At 42.0% G+C, this 16,225-nt stretch carries 19 protein-coding genes; 15 read left to right on the top strand and 4 right to left on the bottom strand.

The features are described from left to right. The first annotated feature begins 4 nt into the window (after positions 1–4). The gene (locus tag KO511_RS15230) at positions 5–517 is read left to right on the top strand and encodes a hypothetical protein (RefSeq protein WP_215988263.1); all 513 of its coding nucleotides are present in this window, start codon (positions 5–7) and stop codon (positions 515–517) included. A gap of 255 nt (positions 518–772) precedes the next feature. Further along, the gene (locus tag KO511_RS15235) at positions 773–1,651 is read left to right on the top strand and encodes a DUF2971 domain-containing protein (RefSeq protein WP_215988264.1); all 879 of its coding nucleotides are present in this window, start codon (positions 773–775) and stop codon (positions 1,649–1,651) included. Between the two features lie 156 nt (positions 1,652–1,807). On the opposite strand, the gene KO511_RS15240 is transcribed toward KO511_RS15235, so the two are convergent. Continuing rightward, positions 1,808–2,785, bottom strand: a complete 978-nt coding sequence (locus tag KO511_RS15240; RefSeq protein ID WP_215988265.1) for a phage portal protein — start codon at positions 2,783–2,785, stop codon at positions 1,808–1,810. A 16-nt stretch (positions 2,786–2,801) separates the two neighbouring features. Then, positions 2,802–4,553 (bottom strand): terminase large subunit domain-containing protein, encoded by a 1,752-nt coding sequence (locus KO511_RS15245; protein WP_215988266.1) that lies wholly within the window; start codon positions 4,551–4,553, stop codon positions 2,802–2,804. A gap of 132 nt (positions 4,554–4,685) precedes the next feature. Between KO511_RS15245 and KO511_RS15250 the strand changes: the two genes are divergently transcribed. From KO511_RS15250 to KO511_RS15310, 13 genes are all read left to right on the top strand, one after another. Then, entirely contained in the window at positions 4,686–5,543 is an 858-nt protein-coding gene (locus tag KO511_RS15250) for a GPO family capsid scaffolding protein (protein WP_215988307.1), read from the top strand. Positions 5,544–5,589: 46 nt separating this feature from the next. Then, positions 5,590–6,654, top strand: coding sequence for a phage major capsid protein, P2 family (locus tag KO511_RS15255; RefSeq protein ID WP_215988267.1), 1,065 nt, complete (start codon positions 5,590–5,592; stop codon positions 6,652–6,654). Positions 6,655–6,767: 113 nt separating this feature from the next. Then, positions 6,768–7,220, top strand: a complete 453-nt coding sequence (locus KO511_RS15260; RefSeq protein ID WP_215988268.1) for a head completion/stabilization protein — start codon at positions 6,768–6,770, stop codon at positions 7,218–7,220. Continuing rightward, on the top strand, positions 7,220–7,699 hold the full coding sequence (locus tag KO511_RS15265) for a phage tail protein (RefSeq protein ID WP_215988269.1): 480 nt from the start codon (positions 7,220–7,222) through the stop codon (positions 7,697–7,699). Before KO511_RS15260 ends, KO511_RS15265 begins: the two co-directional genes overlap by 1 nt. Continuing rightward, positions 7,681–8,220 carry a phage virion morphogenesis protein gene (locus tag KO511_RS15270; protein ID WP_215988270.1) on the top strand — a complete coding sequence of 180 codons (540 nt, stop codon included), beginning with the start codon at positions 7,681–7,683 and terminating at the stop codon, positions 8,218–8,220. The genes KO511_RS15265 and KO511_RS15270 overlap by 19 nt, the downstream gene beginning before the upstream one ends. Next, positions 8,220–8,423 carry a DUF2635 domain-containing protein gene (locus KO511_RS15275; RefSeq protein ID WP_215988308.1) on the top strand — a complete coding sequence of 68 codons (204 nt, stop codon included), beginning with the start codon at positions 8,220–8,222 and terminating at the stop codon, positions 8,421–8,423. Before KO511_RS15270 ends, KO511_RS15275 begins: the two co-directional genes overlap by 1 nt. Next, entirely contained in the window at positions 8,423–9,568 is a 1,146-nt protein-coding gene (locus tag KO511_RS15280) for a phage tail sheath subtilisin-like domain-containing protein (protein ID WP_215988271.1), read from the top strand. The genes KO511_RS15275 and KO511_RS15280 overlap by 1 nt, the downstream gene beginning before the upstream one ends. A gap of 3 nt (positions 9,569–9,571) precedes the next feature. Further along, complete coding sequence (locus tag KO511_RS15285; RefSeq protein ID WP_215988272.1) at positions 9,572–9,937, top strand: phage tail tube protein; 366 nt, start codon at positions 9,572–9,574, stop codon at positions 9,935–9,937. An 11-nt stretch (positions 9,938–9,948) separates the two neighbouring features. Beyond that, the gene (gpM, locus tag KO511_RS15290; RefSeq protein WP_215988273.1) at positions 9,949–10,650 is read left to right on the top strand and encodes a phage terminase small subunit; all 702 of its coding nucleotides are present in this window, start codon (positions 9,949–9,951) and stop codon (positions 10,648–10,650) included. Then, positions 10,634–10,921 (top strand): phage tail assembly protein, encoded by a 288-nt coding sequence (locus KO511_RS15295; RefSeq protein ID WP_215988274.1) that lies wholly within the window; start codon positions 10,634–10,636, stop codon positions 10,919–10,921. Before gpM ends, KO511_RS15295 begins: the two co-directional genes overlap by 17 nt. A 29-nt stretch (positions 10,922–10,950) precedes the next feature. Then, a complete protein-coding gene (locus tag KO511_RS15300) occupies positions 10,951–11,064 on the top strand; it encodes a GpE family phage tail protein (RefSeq protein WP_252724399.1) in 114 nt (37 codons plus the stop codon). A gap of 33 nt (positions 11,065–11,097) precedes the next feature. Further along, the gene (locus KO511_RS15305) at positions 11,098–12,981 is read left to right on the top strand and encodes a hypothetical protein (RefSeq protein WP_215988275.1); all 1,884 of its coding nucleotides are present in this window, start codon (positions 11,098–11,100) and stop codon (positions 12,979–12,981) included. Positions 12,982–13,700: 719 nt separating this feature from the next. Next, entirely contained in the window at positions 13,701–14,393 is a 693-nt protein-coding gene (locus KO511_RS15310) for a transporter substrate-binding domain-containing protein (RefSeq protein WP_215988276.1), read from the top strand. Between the two features lie 242 nt (positions 14,394–14,635). On the opposite strand, the gene KO511_RS15315 is transcribed toward KO511_RS15310, so the two are convergent. Both KO511_RS15315 and KO511_RS15320 read right to left on the bottom strand, forming a co-directional pair. Further along, the gene (locus KO511_RS15315; protein ID WP_215988277.1) at positions 14,636–15,307 is read right to left on the bottom strand and encodes an outer membrane beta-barrel protein; all 672 of its coding nucleotides are present in this window, start codon (positions 15,305–15,307) and stop codon (positions 14,636–14,638) included. 234 nt (positions 15,308–15,541) lie between these two features. Then, a complete protein-coding gene (locus KO511_RS15320) occupies positions 15,542–16,141 on the bottom strand; it encodes a tyrosine-type recombinase/integrase (protein WP_215988278.1) in 600 nt (199 codons plus the stop codon). Positions 16,142–16,225: the final 84 nt, after the last annotated feature.

The following is a 16,225-nucleotide window of genomic DNA, read 5'->3' on the forward strand; positions in this document are numbered from 1 at the left end:
AAGCATGTTTTCTAAATACCTAAAACAACTCAAGGCGTTAAGCGTGCTCACTGGACTCACACTAGTAGCTTACCTGTCGTATGACTACGGCGTTACATCAACTCAGCTGAACAATGAGCGTTCTCAAGACGTCATATTCGACAAGCTAGAACGCAAACAAGAAGAAGCTTACACACTAGCTGTAGCACTTGCTAGCCAACAGCAAAGAATAGAAATACGATACCGAACCATAGAAAAAGAGGTGTTCAAGTATGCCCAAAAGAACCATGATAAGCAGTGCATTATTACTGATCCTAACTGGATGCGCATCCGCGCCGAATCAGTGCGAACGCATAATCGAGCAATCGGTATTCAGCAACCCTCCCCCGTCTCTGATGGTGCCACCAAAACCGCTACAAGTTACGAACGAGACGCCGAAGTCCTAGCCGAAGATGTAGCAAACCTACAAACCTGTGCTGAAAACGCACAGCAGTTGTTATCGCTACAGAGATGGATTAGTAGTCAAATAAACCAATAGTTTAACTTTGCCCCGTTGTGCGTTAGAACTTTTACTCATTCATATCTTGTTAACCTGACTTTGCTCTACTCAAAGTTATCCAATTGAATTGACAAATTAGCATCACGTTATTAGTCGATATTTTGCAGCCTAGTATCCTTCAAGTTACTTAACCTATTGATTACCAATTGAAGCAATATGCTTAAAAGTGCATTATGTAAGAGCAAAAGGTGACAATTTATCGGCTAATAAGCGTTATATTTCTCAGAGGGTACTGTGATTCATTCAATATTTAAATACATGCCTGCAAGGGTAGAGTTTTTTGACAACTTATTATTACGAGCTTCGCATAAAACAGCTCTAAACGATCCTTTTGAGGTGCGTCCTTCTTTAGGCTTTCTAGCAGACTTATGCATTAGCTATAAAGACTCTAGGTTTGGGGAAACAAGAAATGAAATTATCGAATATTTAAGACGCACAAGAATAGATAATTTGTGGGCTGAAATAGAAACGGCACTACCTTATTATGAATATCATGGAATAATGAGTTTTACTGAAGAAAATGATAACTTACTTATGTGGTCTCATTATGCTGATCAGCACAAAGGCATCATACTTGAGTTCGATAATAGCCATTCTTTCTTTACCAAACCTGAAAGCGGTTATGGGCTTCAGCCTGTGCTCTATCGTAAAACTAGAGTGGACAAACTAGGTGAAAATTCTCTTATAGAGCCTTATTTTCATAAGTCCAAAGAGTGGGCTTATGAACAAGAGCATAGACTATTGGTTTGTTTAGATGACGCGGATGTAAACTTAATATCAGAGGGGTATTTTTCTGGTTGCCCTGATTGTAGAGATAAAGATGAAAGTAAATATATAAAATGGAAAGATTGTGAAGTATTCAATGCTGGGAGTAACCTTTTAAAGGTTAAATCACACGTTGATTACTCAATCATTGCCAATGAACCAAGTTTTATGGCTATGTTTAAAGTGCCCTGTGAAGCAATAAAATCGGTTTGTTTTGGCGCAATGATCGATAAAGCGACTAAAGCCCAGATTTTAGAAAAGCTCCAGAGTTATGAGCTAAAACACATAAAAAAGTATCAGGCATATATCGATCTGTTCGATTACAACTTACAGATGACAGAAATATAACAAACGACTATGGCTTCAAGATACTTTTTCTAATATCGACGAATTGAGTTAGAGCTTCGTCTCTAGCTCACTTTTGTCCAGAAGTAAGTTTGGTGGCACGGAATTAGCTTCGTTCAAGGTACACTTCACCACCAAAATTGTCAGATTTTTTATGAGTTAGTGCAACTCAACAGCATCTAATCGCTTGTACTCATTCGGGGAAATGACTTGTTGCCCCACAAAATCATTCAACTCTTGCATCATATCAATCAGTGGCAAAAGCTCATTCTTGTGAAATAACCAATCAACCTTATTGAGGTCAAGTGACGTAATACTCTCGCGGCGAACGCTCATTAACTCAATTGGTACTCGATGAAGAGCCAATACATCTGTCATGGTCTGATTCTTTACATCCCTAAATGCATCTTTCGCTTCAACCTGCCCTATCGCTTTTAATTCCGGTGCTTTGGTATCTTTACCTTTGGCATTAACAAACAAGTTCTTGAACGCCATGCCCTCTTGAGCTTGGAGCTGTTTCTTGATCTCGTCTTCCTGCTTATTGGTCATTGTTGGCTCATTCATATACAACAGATAGCCAGCGTGATTACCATTACGGAAGTACTGACGACGAAACAAAGTTGCATCTTCATTTAGCCAGATGGAGGTGAGGCCACTTACATGACTTGGCAAACCATAAAGCTCTTGCGCAATATCATAATCCTCTAAGTGAAATACTTGCTCATGCTTATAATCAACTCGCCCTTCGTCATCATAAGCGCGTGGTTTATAAGTCCAACCCAAGTCTTCACGCCTACGCATATAAAGCGCTGGTAAGTGTTTCAATTTGACGGTCTCACCTAGCCCACGAAAATTGCGTATAACTTGAAAGTAACCATTGCCGAAAGTTAAATAATCTTGAATAAAACGCTTGGCATCTTGGCGAGATAAAAGCCTATTCAAGGAGATGGCCAAAACCAACGTATTACGTTTGAACTCTATCGCGCTGGCATGCATTGGGTTCACACGTAAAGCCTTAGCCAAAGTATCAAGCGGTATTGGTGGCTCATATAATCCATCAATTAGCGCCACTTCTAAATAGCTCAGAATATCGCTATTCATCACACTTACAGGTTTAGAAAATTCAATCTCAATCACTTGCTCTCTCCAGTTTTTAGAAGAACGTTACGCTTGTATCGTTATCTGCATTAATATCTATCGGTTCCCATGCTAAGACGTGCATTGAGGCCCATGCCAAATCAGCATGCGAGCCTATCTTGCTACGATTGGAAACAAAGGTGACTTGTCCACTTTTATCGGTGGTTTGCTGGCGAATCATTAAAAACGAATGCACCAAATCATCCCATTCAACGTCAAACAAAAAGCGTCCATTATTGATAATCTCGCGCGCTTTATATGCCATCATGCGCTTCATCTCTGGTGAATAGTTCAGCTCAACCAAAGCTGGGTAAAATTTGCGTACCAACTCCGCTACCGCCGAGCCCACACCGCCTGTATCCATCGCTAGGTAAACCACGTTGTACTTTTCGGTAATACTTCGAATAGTTTCGGCTTGTTGTTCATAGCTCGAACCCTTCAAGCGCACTTTCTCAATAACTCGGAATACACCACCTTTGGTTTTGGGTTTCAATGCAACCACTAAACCTGCGTCATCCGAACCTTCACCAGTGCCGCCACCTCTTGGATCATAACCAACCAAAACCTCTGCATTGCCAACAGGTCTGGCTTTGTCGTGGTCTACGTCCTGCCAGAGATCAGTATCCGTTTTGCAGGCCAGCAACGCCTTGAGCGAAAAAAACGAGGCGCTATCATCCAAAAATTTACAGCGAAGCAGGTTGTCGAATACCTCTTTAACGGGGTACTTGCGTTTAAGCTTCTCCATGTTGAAGAGCTTGTCACCGCCTTTGGCAATAGCATCATCAACCGTGATCATTTGGCGGAAGATGTAATCAGGACCAAGCGCACCGTCTTTGAGTGCCTTATGGCTTAGGTCGATATTGTGTTCTTTCTTACCAGACCATTTCGGGTAAGCTTCATGCGCCATAGTAGAAGGTGTTGAAATATAGGTAGTACGATATTGAGCCTGAATAGACATACCACCTGCATAGTCATCAAGCGCACCAAAACGAGGTATCCAAAAAACCTCATCCCAATACATATGACCATTAAAGCCTTGAGAAGATGAAACATTGGTAGAGCAGAAAATAAGGTTAGCGCCATTGCTTAACTCAATGTCGTCTTTACCCTTAAGGTCTACCTCTGCAAGCTCTAGGGCAAACTTACGAATGTAGTTTTTAAAGATGTACGCCTGTTTCTTTGACGCCGAGATAAATACTTGGTTATCACCGGAAAGAATGGCATCTTCAAACGCTTCGAACGCAAAATAGAACGAGAGGCCAATTTGACGAGACTTGAGATAAAAACGCGTTTCGTTGATTTCATCATTGAGTTTATGGCCGTGGATCTCTTTTTGATATTCTGTGAATACACGTTCGCGGTACTCATCCAGCATCTCTTGAGTGATGCCTGATATATCATTCTTAACCTTGTTTGGCCTTCGCCCCCGTTTTTTCTCACCCTCGCTATAACTAGCAGAACGAGTTCGCGGCTCCGGCTTTTGGTTTTTGTAATGCTGCTCAAGCAAGAGCTTCAGCTCGCGTTCTTGGCATTCAAGCTTATGGTCAACCCACATCAAGTAGGCAATACGCTGCCTTAGCATTAATTCAACGGGTGCATCATCCCTCAGTTTTTTCCAATCAAACTGAGTTACCCATTTTTGAACTGTGCGAGTTGCCACACCAACTTGCTCCGCAATTTCTGGCGGCTTTCGTTGACGCAAAAACAATTCCAAAGCTTTCGTTTGGTCAGCTGTGTATAGCGGTTCGCTAAAAACATTCGTTTCCATGCTTGCATAGTGCTACAGCCCCCTGAATTACTCAGCTTGAGCGAGTTCTATATCGATGTTTTAGAAATGAGATGAATACAAAAAGACAGAGCCATTAGTTAGATTGGAATCATCGAATGTAGGAGAGAAATGATGTTCAAGTCAGAGCCAATTTGTATCTTGAAAACTGGCCCCACTATTGACGGGCGAAACATCCCACAACAAGTCATTGATGACATTGCAGAAACCTATGACCCCAAGAAGTACACGGCTCGCATCAATGAAGATCACTCTGAGTGGAGTTGGAAAGGTGGTTCTGTTTTGTCTGTCGAAAAACGTGATGATGAGCTTTGGGCAGAAATTAAGCCTAACTCTTTCTTGCTGAGAAACATCGAAAACGGTCAGTTATTGCATACCTCATGTGAATACTTAGAAGACTTTGCAAATACTGGCAGGGCTTATCTAACAGGTCTTGCTTTTACTGATAAACCTGCATCTCTGGGGACTACTCAAGTACACCTTTCTGCTCAACTAAGTGAAAAAGATGCTGTGCAGATATCGACAGGGCAAATGCTTAATCACAGCGAAAGACTTTCCCAAAATTGTGAGTCACAAAAAGAACATTCATTACTACAGAAATTTATCAACCTGCTCAAAAACGAACCTGATGGATACCAAGAGCAGCTTTCTAACCAAGAGGAATCGGAAGAAATGTCTAAAAAAACCGAAGAGCTGCTTGAGCAAAGCATTGAGCAAAACAAAGAACTTAATACCCAATTAGGCCAATTGGTGACCCAGCTATCTGACCAGAACGAACCAAATGAAGCGACTGATGATGCTGAAGCCACCCCTGAAGAAAACAAAGAAGTTACTGAGCTAAAAGGCCGAGTAACCGAGCTTTCTGGTCAAGTAGACAAATTGTCTGGTCAACTTGAAAAGCTCAGCAAACTGACTGATGAAGGCGAACGCAACTTAGCAGGTTCAGGCGGCGAAGAAGACGCTTACTTGTAAACACTGATTTTATCTAAACCAACAACGAATTGAATTAGGTAACACAATGCAAAAATATACCAAAGAAAAGCTGAGCGCTTACGTTAAAGCGGTAGCAGTACAAAACGACACTGATGATGCAACAGAGAAATTTAATGTTAGCCCAAGTGGTACACAAAAAATCATTGCAGCTATTCGTGAAAGCAACTGGTTTTTGAAGAAAATAAACGTTATTTCAGTGAAAAACCAGAAAGGTGAATCAATCGGCCTTGGCGTTACAGGTATGATTGCCAGCCGCACAGACACCTCTGGCGATGGAAAACGTAAGCCTAAAGATCGCTCAAGCATGGGGGCAATGCCTTACATGTGTGAACAAACGAATTTTGATACCGCTGTTCGCTACGCAAAGCTTGACGCATGGGCGCATCATAAAAACTTCAATACACTCCTAAGTAAAGCAACCCGAGAGCAGATTGATGCCAACAAAATTACTATCGGTTGGTATGGTGAAACTGTAGAAGATAACACCGATGCAGACGCCAACCCGAACGGTGAAGACGTCAACAAGGGCTGGTATCAAGCCATGCGTGAACACAATACAGAACGTCTGATTTCTGAAGCGAAAGATGGTTCAAATACGATTTGTATCGGTGAAGGCGGTGATGGTTCGGCGGGTAAAGAAAAGGGCGATTTCATTAACCTAGATTTAGCCGTACTTGAAACTAAAAACCTCCTACACGATGCGTGTGAGAACGATGGAAACCTAATCGCAATTATCGGCTCTGATCTGCTTGCTTACGATAAGGCCAAATTCTACGAAGCACACGGTAATACGCCTAGTGAGAAGGGCAAAATTCAAGAAATGCAGGTTATCGGCACTTATGGCGGTCTACCTGCGGTAAAAGTTCCGGGATTCCCTTCTACAGGCATCATGGTCACTAGCTACGACAACTTATCTATCTACATTCAAGAAGGTTCTGTACGCCGTTCTACAGGTAAGAAGAACGATGAGAAAGACCAGATTGAGAATTTTGAGTCTATGAACATGGCTTACGTTCTTGAAGAAAAAGGAAAGGTCGCTGCCATGGAATTTAAGAATGTGAAGCTTTGGATCAAAGGCGCTTGGCACTAGTTAACTAACACCCCACAAATGCAGGCTCTCTCGCTGCTTCATGTGTGCTTCTGCACTTAATGATAATCGCGAGTGCTGCCTGCATCCCCTAGCCCACTGAATAAGGTTGAGTCATGGCTGAGTATGTCGGCAACAAAAACGAGATATACGACTCTGAGCTACCTGCTTCTGGCAAGTATCCAGTGCTCAAAATTTCAGAATTTCAGTCTCTGTTCCATTTCCAAAGCAATGAGACAGAGGCAGGCATTCTGCACCACGCAAAAGTATCGCGTTTGAAAGTTCATTCCGAGCTAAAAGCCACCCTAGAACCTTTTGCTAACTTAACTGAATTATCGCAAGCACGGTTTGGTGATGAAGAGTCAGGTGAGACACTCTATAAGCAAGCCGTGTTTGCGCTTACCGCCGCACAACTGATTAGCACTCAAATGAGTGGCGATGCCACCAAAGACGCGGCAGAAAGGCAAGAGGCCCTAACAGACAAGAAAGAAGAATGTGAAGTCCAGTACCGTCAGGCGCTAGACATGCTCATTCATGGTGAAGAAACCTACTGCTTTGAGAGGGTGTAATGAAAGCTTTGCAAAATCTAACCGACCTGTTCAAGAAGCATATTACTGATGCCAATAGCTTTGATTCATGGGCAGAAGACGGCGCTATTTTTTGCACTCAAGGCGATGAAATAGACGGTTTTGAAGTCGAGTACACCGCCATTCTCTTTGTGCAAAACGCCAAGCTCAATCCAGATGTTCTGTTTATGCATATTGTCAGTTGGTTAAACAAATATGACCAACACCGAAGCGAGAAAGGTTTAGCCATGCCGACATTTGCAGTCGAGCGCCTAGACCAAGGGCGCTACGACATAAAGATAAAGCTCGATATTCGTGAAGAGTACAACCTAATAGAAGATAAAAATGGTGATTGGAAACAAGTCGGTGATCTATATCGCTGTGATAACCAGTTTGAAGCGGCCGTTGATGAAGATGAGTTAGGCGAGCTTATTCACTTTGTCGGTCACTTGGATGACTTGCCATGTCAGAACTCACACTAAAAACGCCCGAACAGTTAACACAAGTCGTTGAAAGCCTAGTTATCAATGCATCTGAAAAGTTCGATCTAAATAGGCGCATGGCTAACCGAGCTCGCCAGTTCTTTCGGGGACAAATACGGACACAAAGAGACATTGACAACAACCCATATCAAACCCGAACGAGAAGAAAGAAAATCAAGACTCGGGACAATGTTGATAACACCCATACCGCCAACAACAAAAATATGTTGCTAGGGTTTGGTCGAGCGATGCGAACCATTGTGACTGAAGACCATTTCGAAGTTGGGATTAAAGGCGTAGCTGGAGATATAGGCCGCGAGCACAACGAAGGTTCACAGGTTTCATTTACTACTCAAGTAAACGGCTTTTTTGATAGCAAGGTTGGTCGCTGGAAAGGCGGCGCACTGACTAAGCGAAATTACACCATGCCAAAGCGTACCTTCATTGGTTGGACGCCAGCTTTAGAACGAGAGCTACTAGCAATGGCAGCACAATACTTTGCACTAGAGGATGCAGCGTGATGGAAAAACCAAAAGCACCAACATTCACAATTAAACCGAAAGAAGGCGTGACTGTAAAAGACCCTAAAACGCTTGAGCCCTTAAAAACTTCAGGTGAAAGCAAACCTCGTAACACCTATTGGGTACGTCGTATCAACGATGGTGACTGTACGGTTGTTGACACTTCGACAAAACAAACGACCACCAAGAAGGATGCTAAATAATGAGTATTAGCTTCAATGAAGTCCCTAATAATATTCGAGTGCCTGGTTGTTTTATCGAAATCGATAACAGCCTAGCGAACAGTGCAGAAGAGCAACAAGTCATCTTAGTCATTGGACGTGCCATTACAGGAGCCAAAGTTGGTCCAAATACTGTGACTTTGTGTATGGATAAAGGCATTGCGGCAGAGCACTTCGGCAAAGATGACGCAACCTCTGAAATTGTGGAAATGGTGGAATACTTCCGCAAGCAAGATGAAATAATGCCAATTTTCGCGGTCAGTGTTGATGCAAGTGATATAACTAGTGCATTAGCTGCTTTGGGAGATGTTCAATACCACCATATCATGTGCTCGCTCACTGATGAAACCACCATTCGAGAACTGGGCGAACTGCTGGAAGAACGTTACGACGCAATGAATCAGATCCCAAGCTTAGCTTACATTCCTAAGAAAGGAACACATGCCGAGCTCGTCACCTTTGCCCCTATCAGTAATTGTCCATTGATTAGCTTTATGCCTATCAATCAATTCTGCGACTCAGCAAATAATAACCTTAGTGATGCGGCTGCAATTGGTGCTTGGGTTGGTCAAATTGCCCCTTCACTTGCTACTGACCCTTGCCGACCGTTGCAAACTTTGAAGCTTAGTGGAGTTTACTCAAAGGCTGCAAGCGAGTGGACCTTTGCAGAGCGCAATATGTTGCTATACGAAGGTATCAGTACCTTCACTGTTAGCTCAGCAAAAGAAGTGATGGTTGAGCGCCCTATTACGGCTTATACAGAAAATGCCGCAGGTATTGCAGATAACAGTTATCTCGATGTTATGACACCTGCTACAGCAATGTATTTTCGTCAGAAGCAACGCTCACGCATTCTCAGTAAATACGCTCGACACAAGCTAGCGAAAGATGGAACTAAGTTTGCTCGCGGTCAGGCTATCGTGACACCAAGCATGCTCAAAACAGAACTTCTAACCTTGTATCGAGAGCTTGAATACAACGGTATTGTTCAAGACTTTGATGGCTACAAAAAGTCACTCATTGTTGAGCTAGACAATACCAATAAACAACGTGCGAACTACCAAGATTCACCACAGTTCGTGAATGGTCTAATCATTACCGCAGGTAAGGTTCAATTTAGGAAGTAACTTATGTCCACGAAAATTACTAGCCGTGCAGTCCTTAACGCTGGTTCGTTAGGTCGTCTGCCTATTAAAGAAGGTGCTGAAGTTGGCTTTGGCAACCTAAAGCGTGAAACCGTCATGGGTGATGATGGTCCATTAGGTTTTACTGAAGAATACTCTGATGCACCATTTATCAAAGCAACCATCGTTCATGCAAAAGATACCGATGAAGAAGCTATTGCAAATTTCGTGGGTGAAAATATTACCCTAGAAACCAACAGCGGTAAGACCTACACCTTAAAAGATGCATGGACAGTTGATCCTCTTACTCTCAATGTAAAAGACGGTCAGTTAGAAATCTTGCTTAACGGCACAGAGTTAATCCCACAGTAAGGAATCACACCATGTTATCCATACTGATGAAGCGAAAGCATCTATCACAGCCAGTAACTAGACTACCAGAGCAAGTCGAGCAACCACAGGTAAGTAGTACCGCTCGCCCTGCTTTTGCTGATAAGCCTTGGGAAGAAACTCAAGCAATACTAAAGCAAGACCTAAGCTATCTAAAAACGCTGTCAGGCTCTAAAGAGAAAGCCCCATACAAAGAAGAACTTGTTAAGAAGTATCGCCCATTGGTAGAGAAGTTACTTACAACCCATAAAGGTAACTACGGCAACCTTGATGTTATGTGGTGGTTCTATTTATGGCATGTAGATCTAGGAAAGTTAGAAGAAGTACATGACGACTTTCGAGCAGCTATAGATGGTGGTTTGGAAAGCCCGACAAGCTGGAAAATGAATGGTCAGACAGCTTTCCTTGGCTACCTTTTCAAGCATTCACTCGATGCGCACAAAGCAAGCACCAAGTTTAACCATCAGTTGCTTATGGATGCGGTTAAAGATTTGTTGTCAGGTAACTTGGCCACCAATGCACCTCTAAAAGTAAAAATGTTCCGCTTAGTCGGTGACTGGTATTTAGAAGCTGGCGAAAAAGAACAAGCACATAACTTGTTTAAGCTAGTTATGAAGCTTGATCCAAACGGTGGAGGTCGCAAGACCAAACTAAACGATTTAAAACAGGAACTCGGCTATGACCAACCCAATTAAAGACCAATCAAACATTAAACCTGTAACGTTGCCCGTACCAATAGAAAAGGATGGCTTAAAAATCGAAACGCTCGATATCCAAAAACCAAACTCGGGCAATCTTCGTGGGCTTAGCCTCATTGATGTGTGCGATATGCGCTTTGAAGCGGGTGAAATATTGCTGCCTCGAATCTCTAGCCTTAATGAGCGTGATGCCATAAATATGCCTATTGAAAACTGGGCACCAATACTAACGACTATCGCCTCTTTTTTCGTGAATGTGGAACTGTAATTGAGAGAGTAGAAGACTATTACGCTGACTTGGCAACTGTATTTCATTGGCCGCCTAGCGAGATAGACCAGCTCAGTTACGAAGACTTATTACTGTTCCGCGAAAAAGCACGCCAGAGAACCGTACAAGAAGAGAGCGAATAAGCTCTCTTTTTTATGTCAAAAAAGGATACTCCGATGAAGATGAACTTATCCGTAGTAATGGGAGCAAAAGACAAAGCTTCTCCTGTGTTCAAAAATATTGCGAGCGAGTCAGACCACTACGCGAAGAAAATAAAAAAAGTACAAAAAGCCCAAGCTGATGACGCCAGCACAATGGCAATGATTGACTCCTACAAAAAGCTCAAGAAAGCCAAAGAGCGAAACAACACCACCATCAAAGCTGAAATTGAAAGGCTAAAGCAACTCAAACAAAAAGCCCAACAACTAAAAGAACCGAGTGCGCAGCTTACAGAAAAGATAGCCACACAAACCAATAAGCTGAAAAAGCTCACCGCTAACCAAGACCACAACAAAAAAAGCTTGTCAAAGTTAAGAGCTCACTTTAGCAAAACTGGCGTCCAAATTGGTTCTCTTGACGACGAGTACCAACGACTGAATAAGCGTTACAAAAGTCATGGTGAAGAGATTAACAATCTCACAAAACGGTACGGCCGTTTAAAGTCTGCACTGTCTCCAATAAATAAGCTGAACAGTAAAATTAAGTTTCCTAAAATTGGTGGCGCTATAGCTGGTAAGGGAGCCGCTTTGCTTGGCGGTTTAAGTATTGCTGGTTTAGTAACTGAGTTAAACAGTGCGGCGACTGAGATGGACGCCCTCGCGAAAAAATCAGCCACTCTCAAGATGTCGATTAGTGAGCTGCAAGCCATGCGAAAGCAAGCTTCACATGCAGGTGTCGATGAAGACGCTATGTCATCGGCATTAACACGCTTCACTAAACGTCTAGGTGTATTGCAACAAACAGGAAGCGGTATTCTAGGTTCGTACCTCAAAAAGAGCGGTAATAGCGTTTTCCGTGACTTAAAAGGAGCAAAAGATACTCAGCAAGCCTATGAACAGCTATTGCAGTCATTCTCCAAACTCGAAACGGCTCAAGAGCAAATGGCTTTCGCTGATGCTGCCTTTGGCCAAGATGGGCGAAAGATGCTGCTATTGCTTCGAGAAGGTACGGATGGATTAGCTAAAGCGCGTAAAGAGCTGGCAGATTTAGGCGGTGGCGCTAAAGCGGAAGATGCAGCTAAAGCAGAAGCATACAATGATGCTTTACAACGCATTCAAGAAAGCATTAAATCAATCAAATATGCCGCCCTCGCTCCTATCATGGAAAAAGCCACTCAAGCCTTTGGTGAATTCACAACAAAATTCAAAGATGCGAAGTGGCGAGATGAAACCATAACCAAAGTCACGCAAGCGGTGAAAGGTCTATACAATGGGTTCATCTTCCTTGGCAAAGGAATACTCTTTGTTTCTCAATACTTCAGTGAGGTTATAGCCGCCATCGCTATGTTTAAAGTCGGTATGATTGCGCTCAACGCCGTCATTTTAGGTAACCCAATAGGGTTAATTGTTGCAGCCGTTATAGCGGCAGTTGTTGCTATCATATACCTAGTCGATAAATTTATAGGCTTGGATAAGGTAATAAAAGAGATCGGGGACGGAATTCTTTGGTTGTGGAATGAGTTCAAGAAGCTCATAAACAAACTGCCTGACTCTCTGATTCCAGATGATTGGAAAAACACCACAGATGAAGCTGGAAAGTCTGTCGATAAACTGGCTAACAAGATGGATAAGATTAAAGACAAGAACGCCAAGCTAGGTATCACGACAACTGAAACACACAACCGAACAGAACGGCAAGGGTACAGTGGCTATCAAACAGGAGGCCTAGCCGCTCATAGCCAATACCGTCCTTATCAACCGTTGGCCCAACAAACGATGAAGAGTAAATCTGAAGTATCACTGACGATTAAGTCAGATAAACCTGTTGCGGTAGACCAAGCTAAAACAGATAAAGGGACTGATCTCAATATGGATGTTGGAAATATGAACACGAGTTTTTAGAAACATTCATGGTCTGCCACATCTATTAGCAACCAAAAAATAAGCCCGAGCTTCAAATAGTCCGGGCTATCCAAACACAGCAAGCAAAGGTGTAGGAGTAATTCAAATCCTACTCCTTAAAGTTTAAGAAAAAACATCCTCTATATACAAGCTAGAAGCACAGCACAAAAGTATGCACACGAACTCATAAAAACAAACTAATTTTGAGAATCAACTTGAGGAGTTCATTACTTTACGTAATTGTGGCGATAAGGAGTAACTCAACTCAATCCGTCGCCATCTTGTCGCCACCCAACAAAATAATAAAACATAAACCATTGATTATATTCATATAAAAACATTGACACATCAAACCGGTGGTTTTATTGGAGAGGAAGCCGAGCAAAAACAAACCGCTTAATTGACCAAACAAATTCCCCAATACTAGAAGCTTACCTTAGGAAAAGTCTAATATTGGGGTTTTGGACAAAAGTCATTTAGGAAAAATGAAACATTACCAAATAATGGATAACTAATGATATTGCAAAACTAACCGAGGTTTTTTTGCAGTCAGGGTAACTATGTCAGTTATTTGCATTAGGAAAGCTGAATCAGTCAAGCTTAGTTACGTACCTTTCCTATAACAAAGAGTTGCGATATTACTGCTTTTCCAACTTCCTGAGCAGCAAGTTAAGCTGTCCATTCTATAATTATCAGATAAAGTGCTTGGAGATAGTACTATGGTTGTTTCTCAGTACGGAAAATTCATCAGTTTTCTCCTTTCTTTCTGGCCATTATTGGTAATGTCTGAAGAAGAGCTAGTTAGAATAGCAATCGGGAATATTTTCCGTGGGCAAGATCAAACAGCTAGCTATGGCATACAAATTGAACGCGATCTTAAGGCCATATACTCTGGTGCAGGCCTCAAAGCAGAGTTCACTTACCTACCAAACGAAAGAGCAATCCAGTCGGTTATCAATGGCGAGTATGATGCACTTGATATGAGATTTGACGCGTTGGATAAAGAAAAGGGGCTTATGAAGGTTAATGTACCTTTAGTTACTATAAACCTCTATTTATACTCCACAGATGGGAGTTTTTATAATAGCTTAGACGAGTTGAAAGATAAAACTGTAGTATCTTTCCATGGTAATCGATTCACCGACTTATTGAAGAGTAAAAAACACCTTTACTTAATTCACACTCCCAACCAAGCTGCATTAATGCTAAGTAAAGGAAGAGCTTCCGTTTTGTTTGCTCCTGAGATTTCTTATCTGTTCTTAAAAGAGCAGTTTCCTCAGATAAAAGTTGCTAGTCCAATCGTCGCTCAAGGTAGTTTGTATCACTACATTGGCGCGTCCAAAAGGCACTTACTTGAGCGACTGGAGGAGTCATCAAAAAACTATGTACACTCTCAAAAGTTACAAGACTGATGTGTGTACGTGTTTTGCGGAGGGCGTTTCTTATCATTGACTTGTTAACTTTTTCTCTGTGTTTCTGGCTGAGTAACACACTGCTTAATTAAATCTCTTTAAGCTTTGCGACTAAACCCTCCATCAGCTACGATAACCTCAGCCTTTACCTATCGCTTTTTCTGATGTTTTAACATGTCAACCATCTTGACGATCCTTAGAAACAATTATAACAATAGTTATCCTATGTTCTAGGATGAATCTCAGTCCCAAAAATATGTCACACCGAGCGAGAAGGTTGTTTGCGTGGTATCATAATGCTCATCATCAACAATGAAATTGACGTCGTATTGAGTTACTTCGCTCTGTAAATGCCAACTTTGGGCAAATTCCCATCGTATACCAACACCATAAGAGGGTTTAACACTCCAAGTACGAACTTTGTCATTATAGCTTTCATCACCAGACAGACGAGTAATGTATGCATCTGATCTGACGTCCGATAACGCGATATTAAAACCCAGTAGACCATAAACTTCGATCTCATCCGACAGAGCCAATGCGTAGTTTATTTCAGGCCTGACATTAGTCCAGCTTAATTGGAGCATAGTGTCATAGTTAGCTAGGCTTGAGCTTTTATAGCGAGCCTTATTAGTAACCCTACCACCATCGACATCAAGATTTATTGCCCAATGCTCATCCCATCTATATCCGAGATAAAACACCATACCACCTGAACTGTCATCACTATCGGTATATACTTCCGTATTGCCCTTTGCGACTAGTGCATTAGCATCATAGGCAGCTAGGGTTGATCTGTCGCTGTGTGAACTGATTAATCCAGCCCCAAAATACAAACCTTGGGGGCTGGCAACGCTTTTTGTTGAAATAAAACTGAGTAAAATGATTAGAAGAAAGCCTATTTTTATTTGCATTTCTGAGTCCTTGTATTGGGTTAATTAAGTAAATACTAGTTGCTTATTTAAATTTTTTGCAAGGTCGGAAATGCAGCTAATGAAGCGGGTTATTTACGGGTGTGAGTTCAGTAGACAGAACCGCTATTCATAGTGCAATTTGACTCATCTCATCATTATTCCATTGAAAGTGGCCCAGAACTGGTTAAACAGATATATTTAGCCAGTCCACAGCCACATCGAACCAATGCTTAGCTAGATATCAGTATCTTCTGAAATTTTAAGTGCATCTTCGATTTCTACCCCTAAATAACGAATGGTGTTATCGAGCTTAACGTGCCCTAACAGCAATTGTACCGCTCTAATATTCTTTGTCTTCGCATAGATAAGTGTGGCCTTAGTCCTGCGCATAGAGTGAGTACCATAATGAGTAGAATCCAAGCCAAGCGTACTCGCCCATCGTTTAATAATGCTGGCGTAATAGGAATAACTCATTGGTACTCCTTCACGCCTGGGGCTAGGAAATAAAAAGTCTTGGGGCGATAATTGACTCACAAATAACCATTGACTGAGTGCGTGCTGGGTTTTGGACGTGATTTCAAATTGCACATCTCGCGATGTTTTACTTTGAGTCAGTAAAACTCTCATCATAATGATGCCAGAAGAGGATACATCACAAACCCGCAATCTGAGTAAATCACACGAACGTAACTTACAGTCTATGGCAAGGTTTAACAGCGCCAATTCCATAAGGTTACCTTCAATTTCTAAACGCGTTCGAATCCGCCAGATATCTTCAAGCTTAAAGGGTTTCTTCTGTCCTAATATCCGTTTCTTTGTATTAACAGTCACCATACATCACCTCCATGGTTACTTACTTGAGTGACCTAATAATTTTAGAAACCGTGATTTCAGATAATTTTTTCTAATAATGCGTAG

It is taken from the genome of Vibrio hepatarius (assembly GCF_018860525.1).
GTDB lineage: Bacteria > Pseudomonadota > Gammaproteobacteria > Enterobacterales > Vibrionaceae > Vibrio > Vibrio hepatarius_B.

Excerpts from the sequence above, each read along its gene's own strand:
- KO511_RS15230 (WP_215988263.1), top strand. The coding sequence starts at position 5 with ATGTTTTCTAAATACCTAAAACAACTCAAGGCGTTAAGCGTGCTCACT.
- KO511_RS15245 (WP_215988266.1), bottom strand. The coding sequence starts at position 4,553 with ATGGAAACGAATGTTTTTAGCGAACCGCTATACACAGCTGACCAAACG.
- KO511_RS15250 (WP_215988307.1), top strand. The coding sequence starts at position 4,686 with ATGTTCAAGTCAGAGCCAATTTGTATCTTGAAAACTGGCCCCACTATT.
- KO511_RS15255 (WP_215988267.1), top strand. The coding sequence starts at position 5,590 with ATGCAAAAATATACCAAAGAAAAGCTGAGCGCTTACGTTAAAGCGGTA.
- KO511_RS15260 (WP_215988268.1), top strand. The coding sequence starts at position 6,768 with ATGGCTGAGTATGTCGGCAACAAAAACGAGATATACGACTCTGAGCTA.
- KO511_RS15265 (WP_215988269.1), top strand. The coding sequence starts at position 7,220 with ATGAAAGCTTTGCAAAATCTAACCGACCTGTTCAAGAAGCATATTACT.
- KO511_RS15270 (WP_215988270.1), top strand. The coding sequence starts at position 7,681 with ATGTCAGAACTCACACTAAAAACGCCCGAACAGTTAACACAAGTCGTT.
- KO511_RS15275 (WP_215988308.1), top strand. The coding sequence starts at position 8,220 with ATGGAAAAACCAAAAGCACCAACATTCACAATTAAACCGAAAGAAGGC.
- KO511_RS15280 (WP_215988271.1), top strand. The coding sequence starts at position 8,423 with ATGAGTATTAGCTTCAATGAAGTCCCTAATAATATTCGAGTGCCTGGT.
- KO511_RS15285 (WP_215988272.1), top strand. The coding sequence starts at position 9,572 with ATGTCCACGAAAATTACTAGCCGTGCAGTCCTTAACGCTGGTTCGTTA.
- gpM (WP_215988273.1), top strand. The coding sequence starts at position 9,949 with ATGTTATCCATACTGATGAAGCGAAAGCATCTATCACAGCCAGTAACT.
- KO511_RS15295 (WP_215988274.1), top strand. The coding sequence starts at position 10,634 with ATGACCAACCCAATTAAAGACCAATCAAACATTAAACCTGTAACGTTG.
- KO511_RS15305 (WP_215988275.1), top strand. The coding sequence starts at position 11,098 with ATGAAGATGAACTTATCCGTAGTAATGGGAGCAAAAGACAAAGCTTCT.
- KO511_RS15310 (WP_215988276.1), top strand. The coding sequence starts at position 13,701 with ATGGTTGTTTCTCAGTACGGAAAATTCATCAGTTTTCTCCTTTCTTTC.
- KO511_RS15315 (WP_215988277.1), bottom strand. The coding sequence starts at position 15,307 with ATGCAAATAAAAATAGGCTTTCTTCTAATCATTTTACTCAGTTTTATT.
- KO511_RS15320 (WP_215988278.1), bottom strand. The coding sequence starts at position 16,141 with ATGGTGACTGTTAATACAAAGAAACGGATATTAGGACAGAAGAAACCC.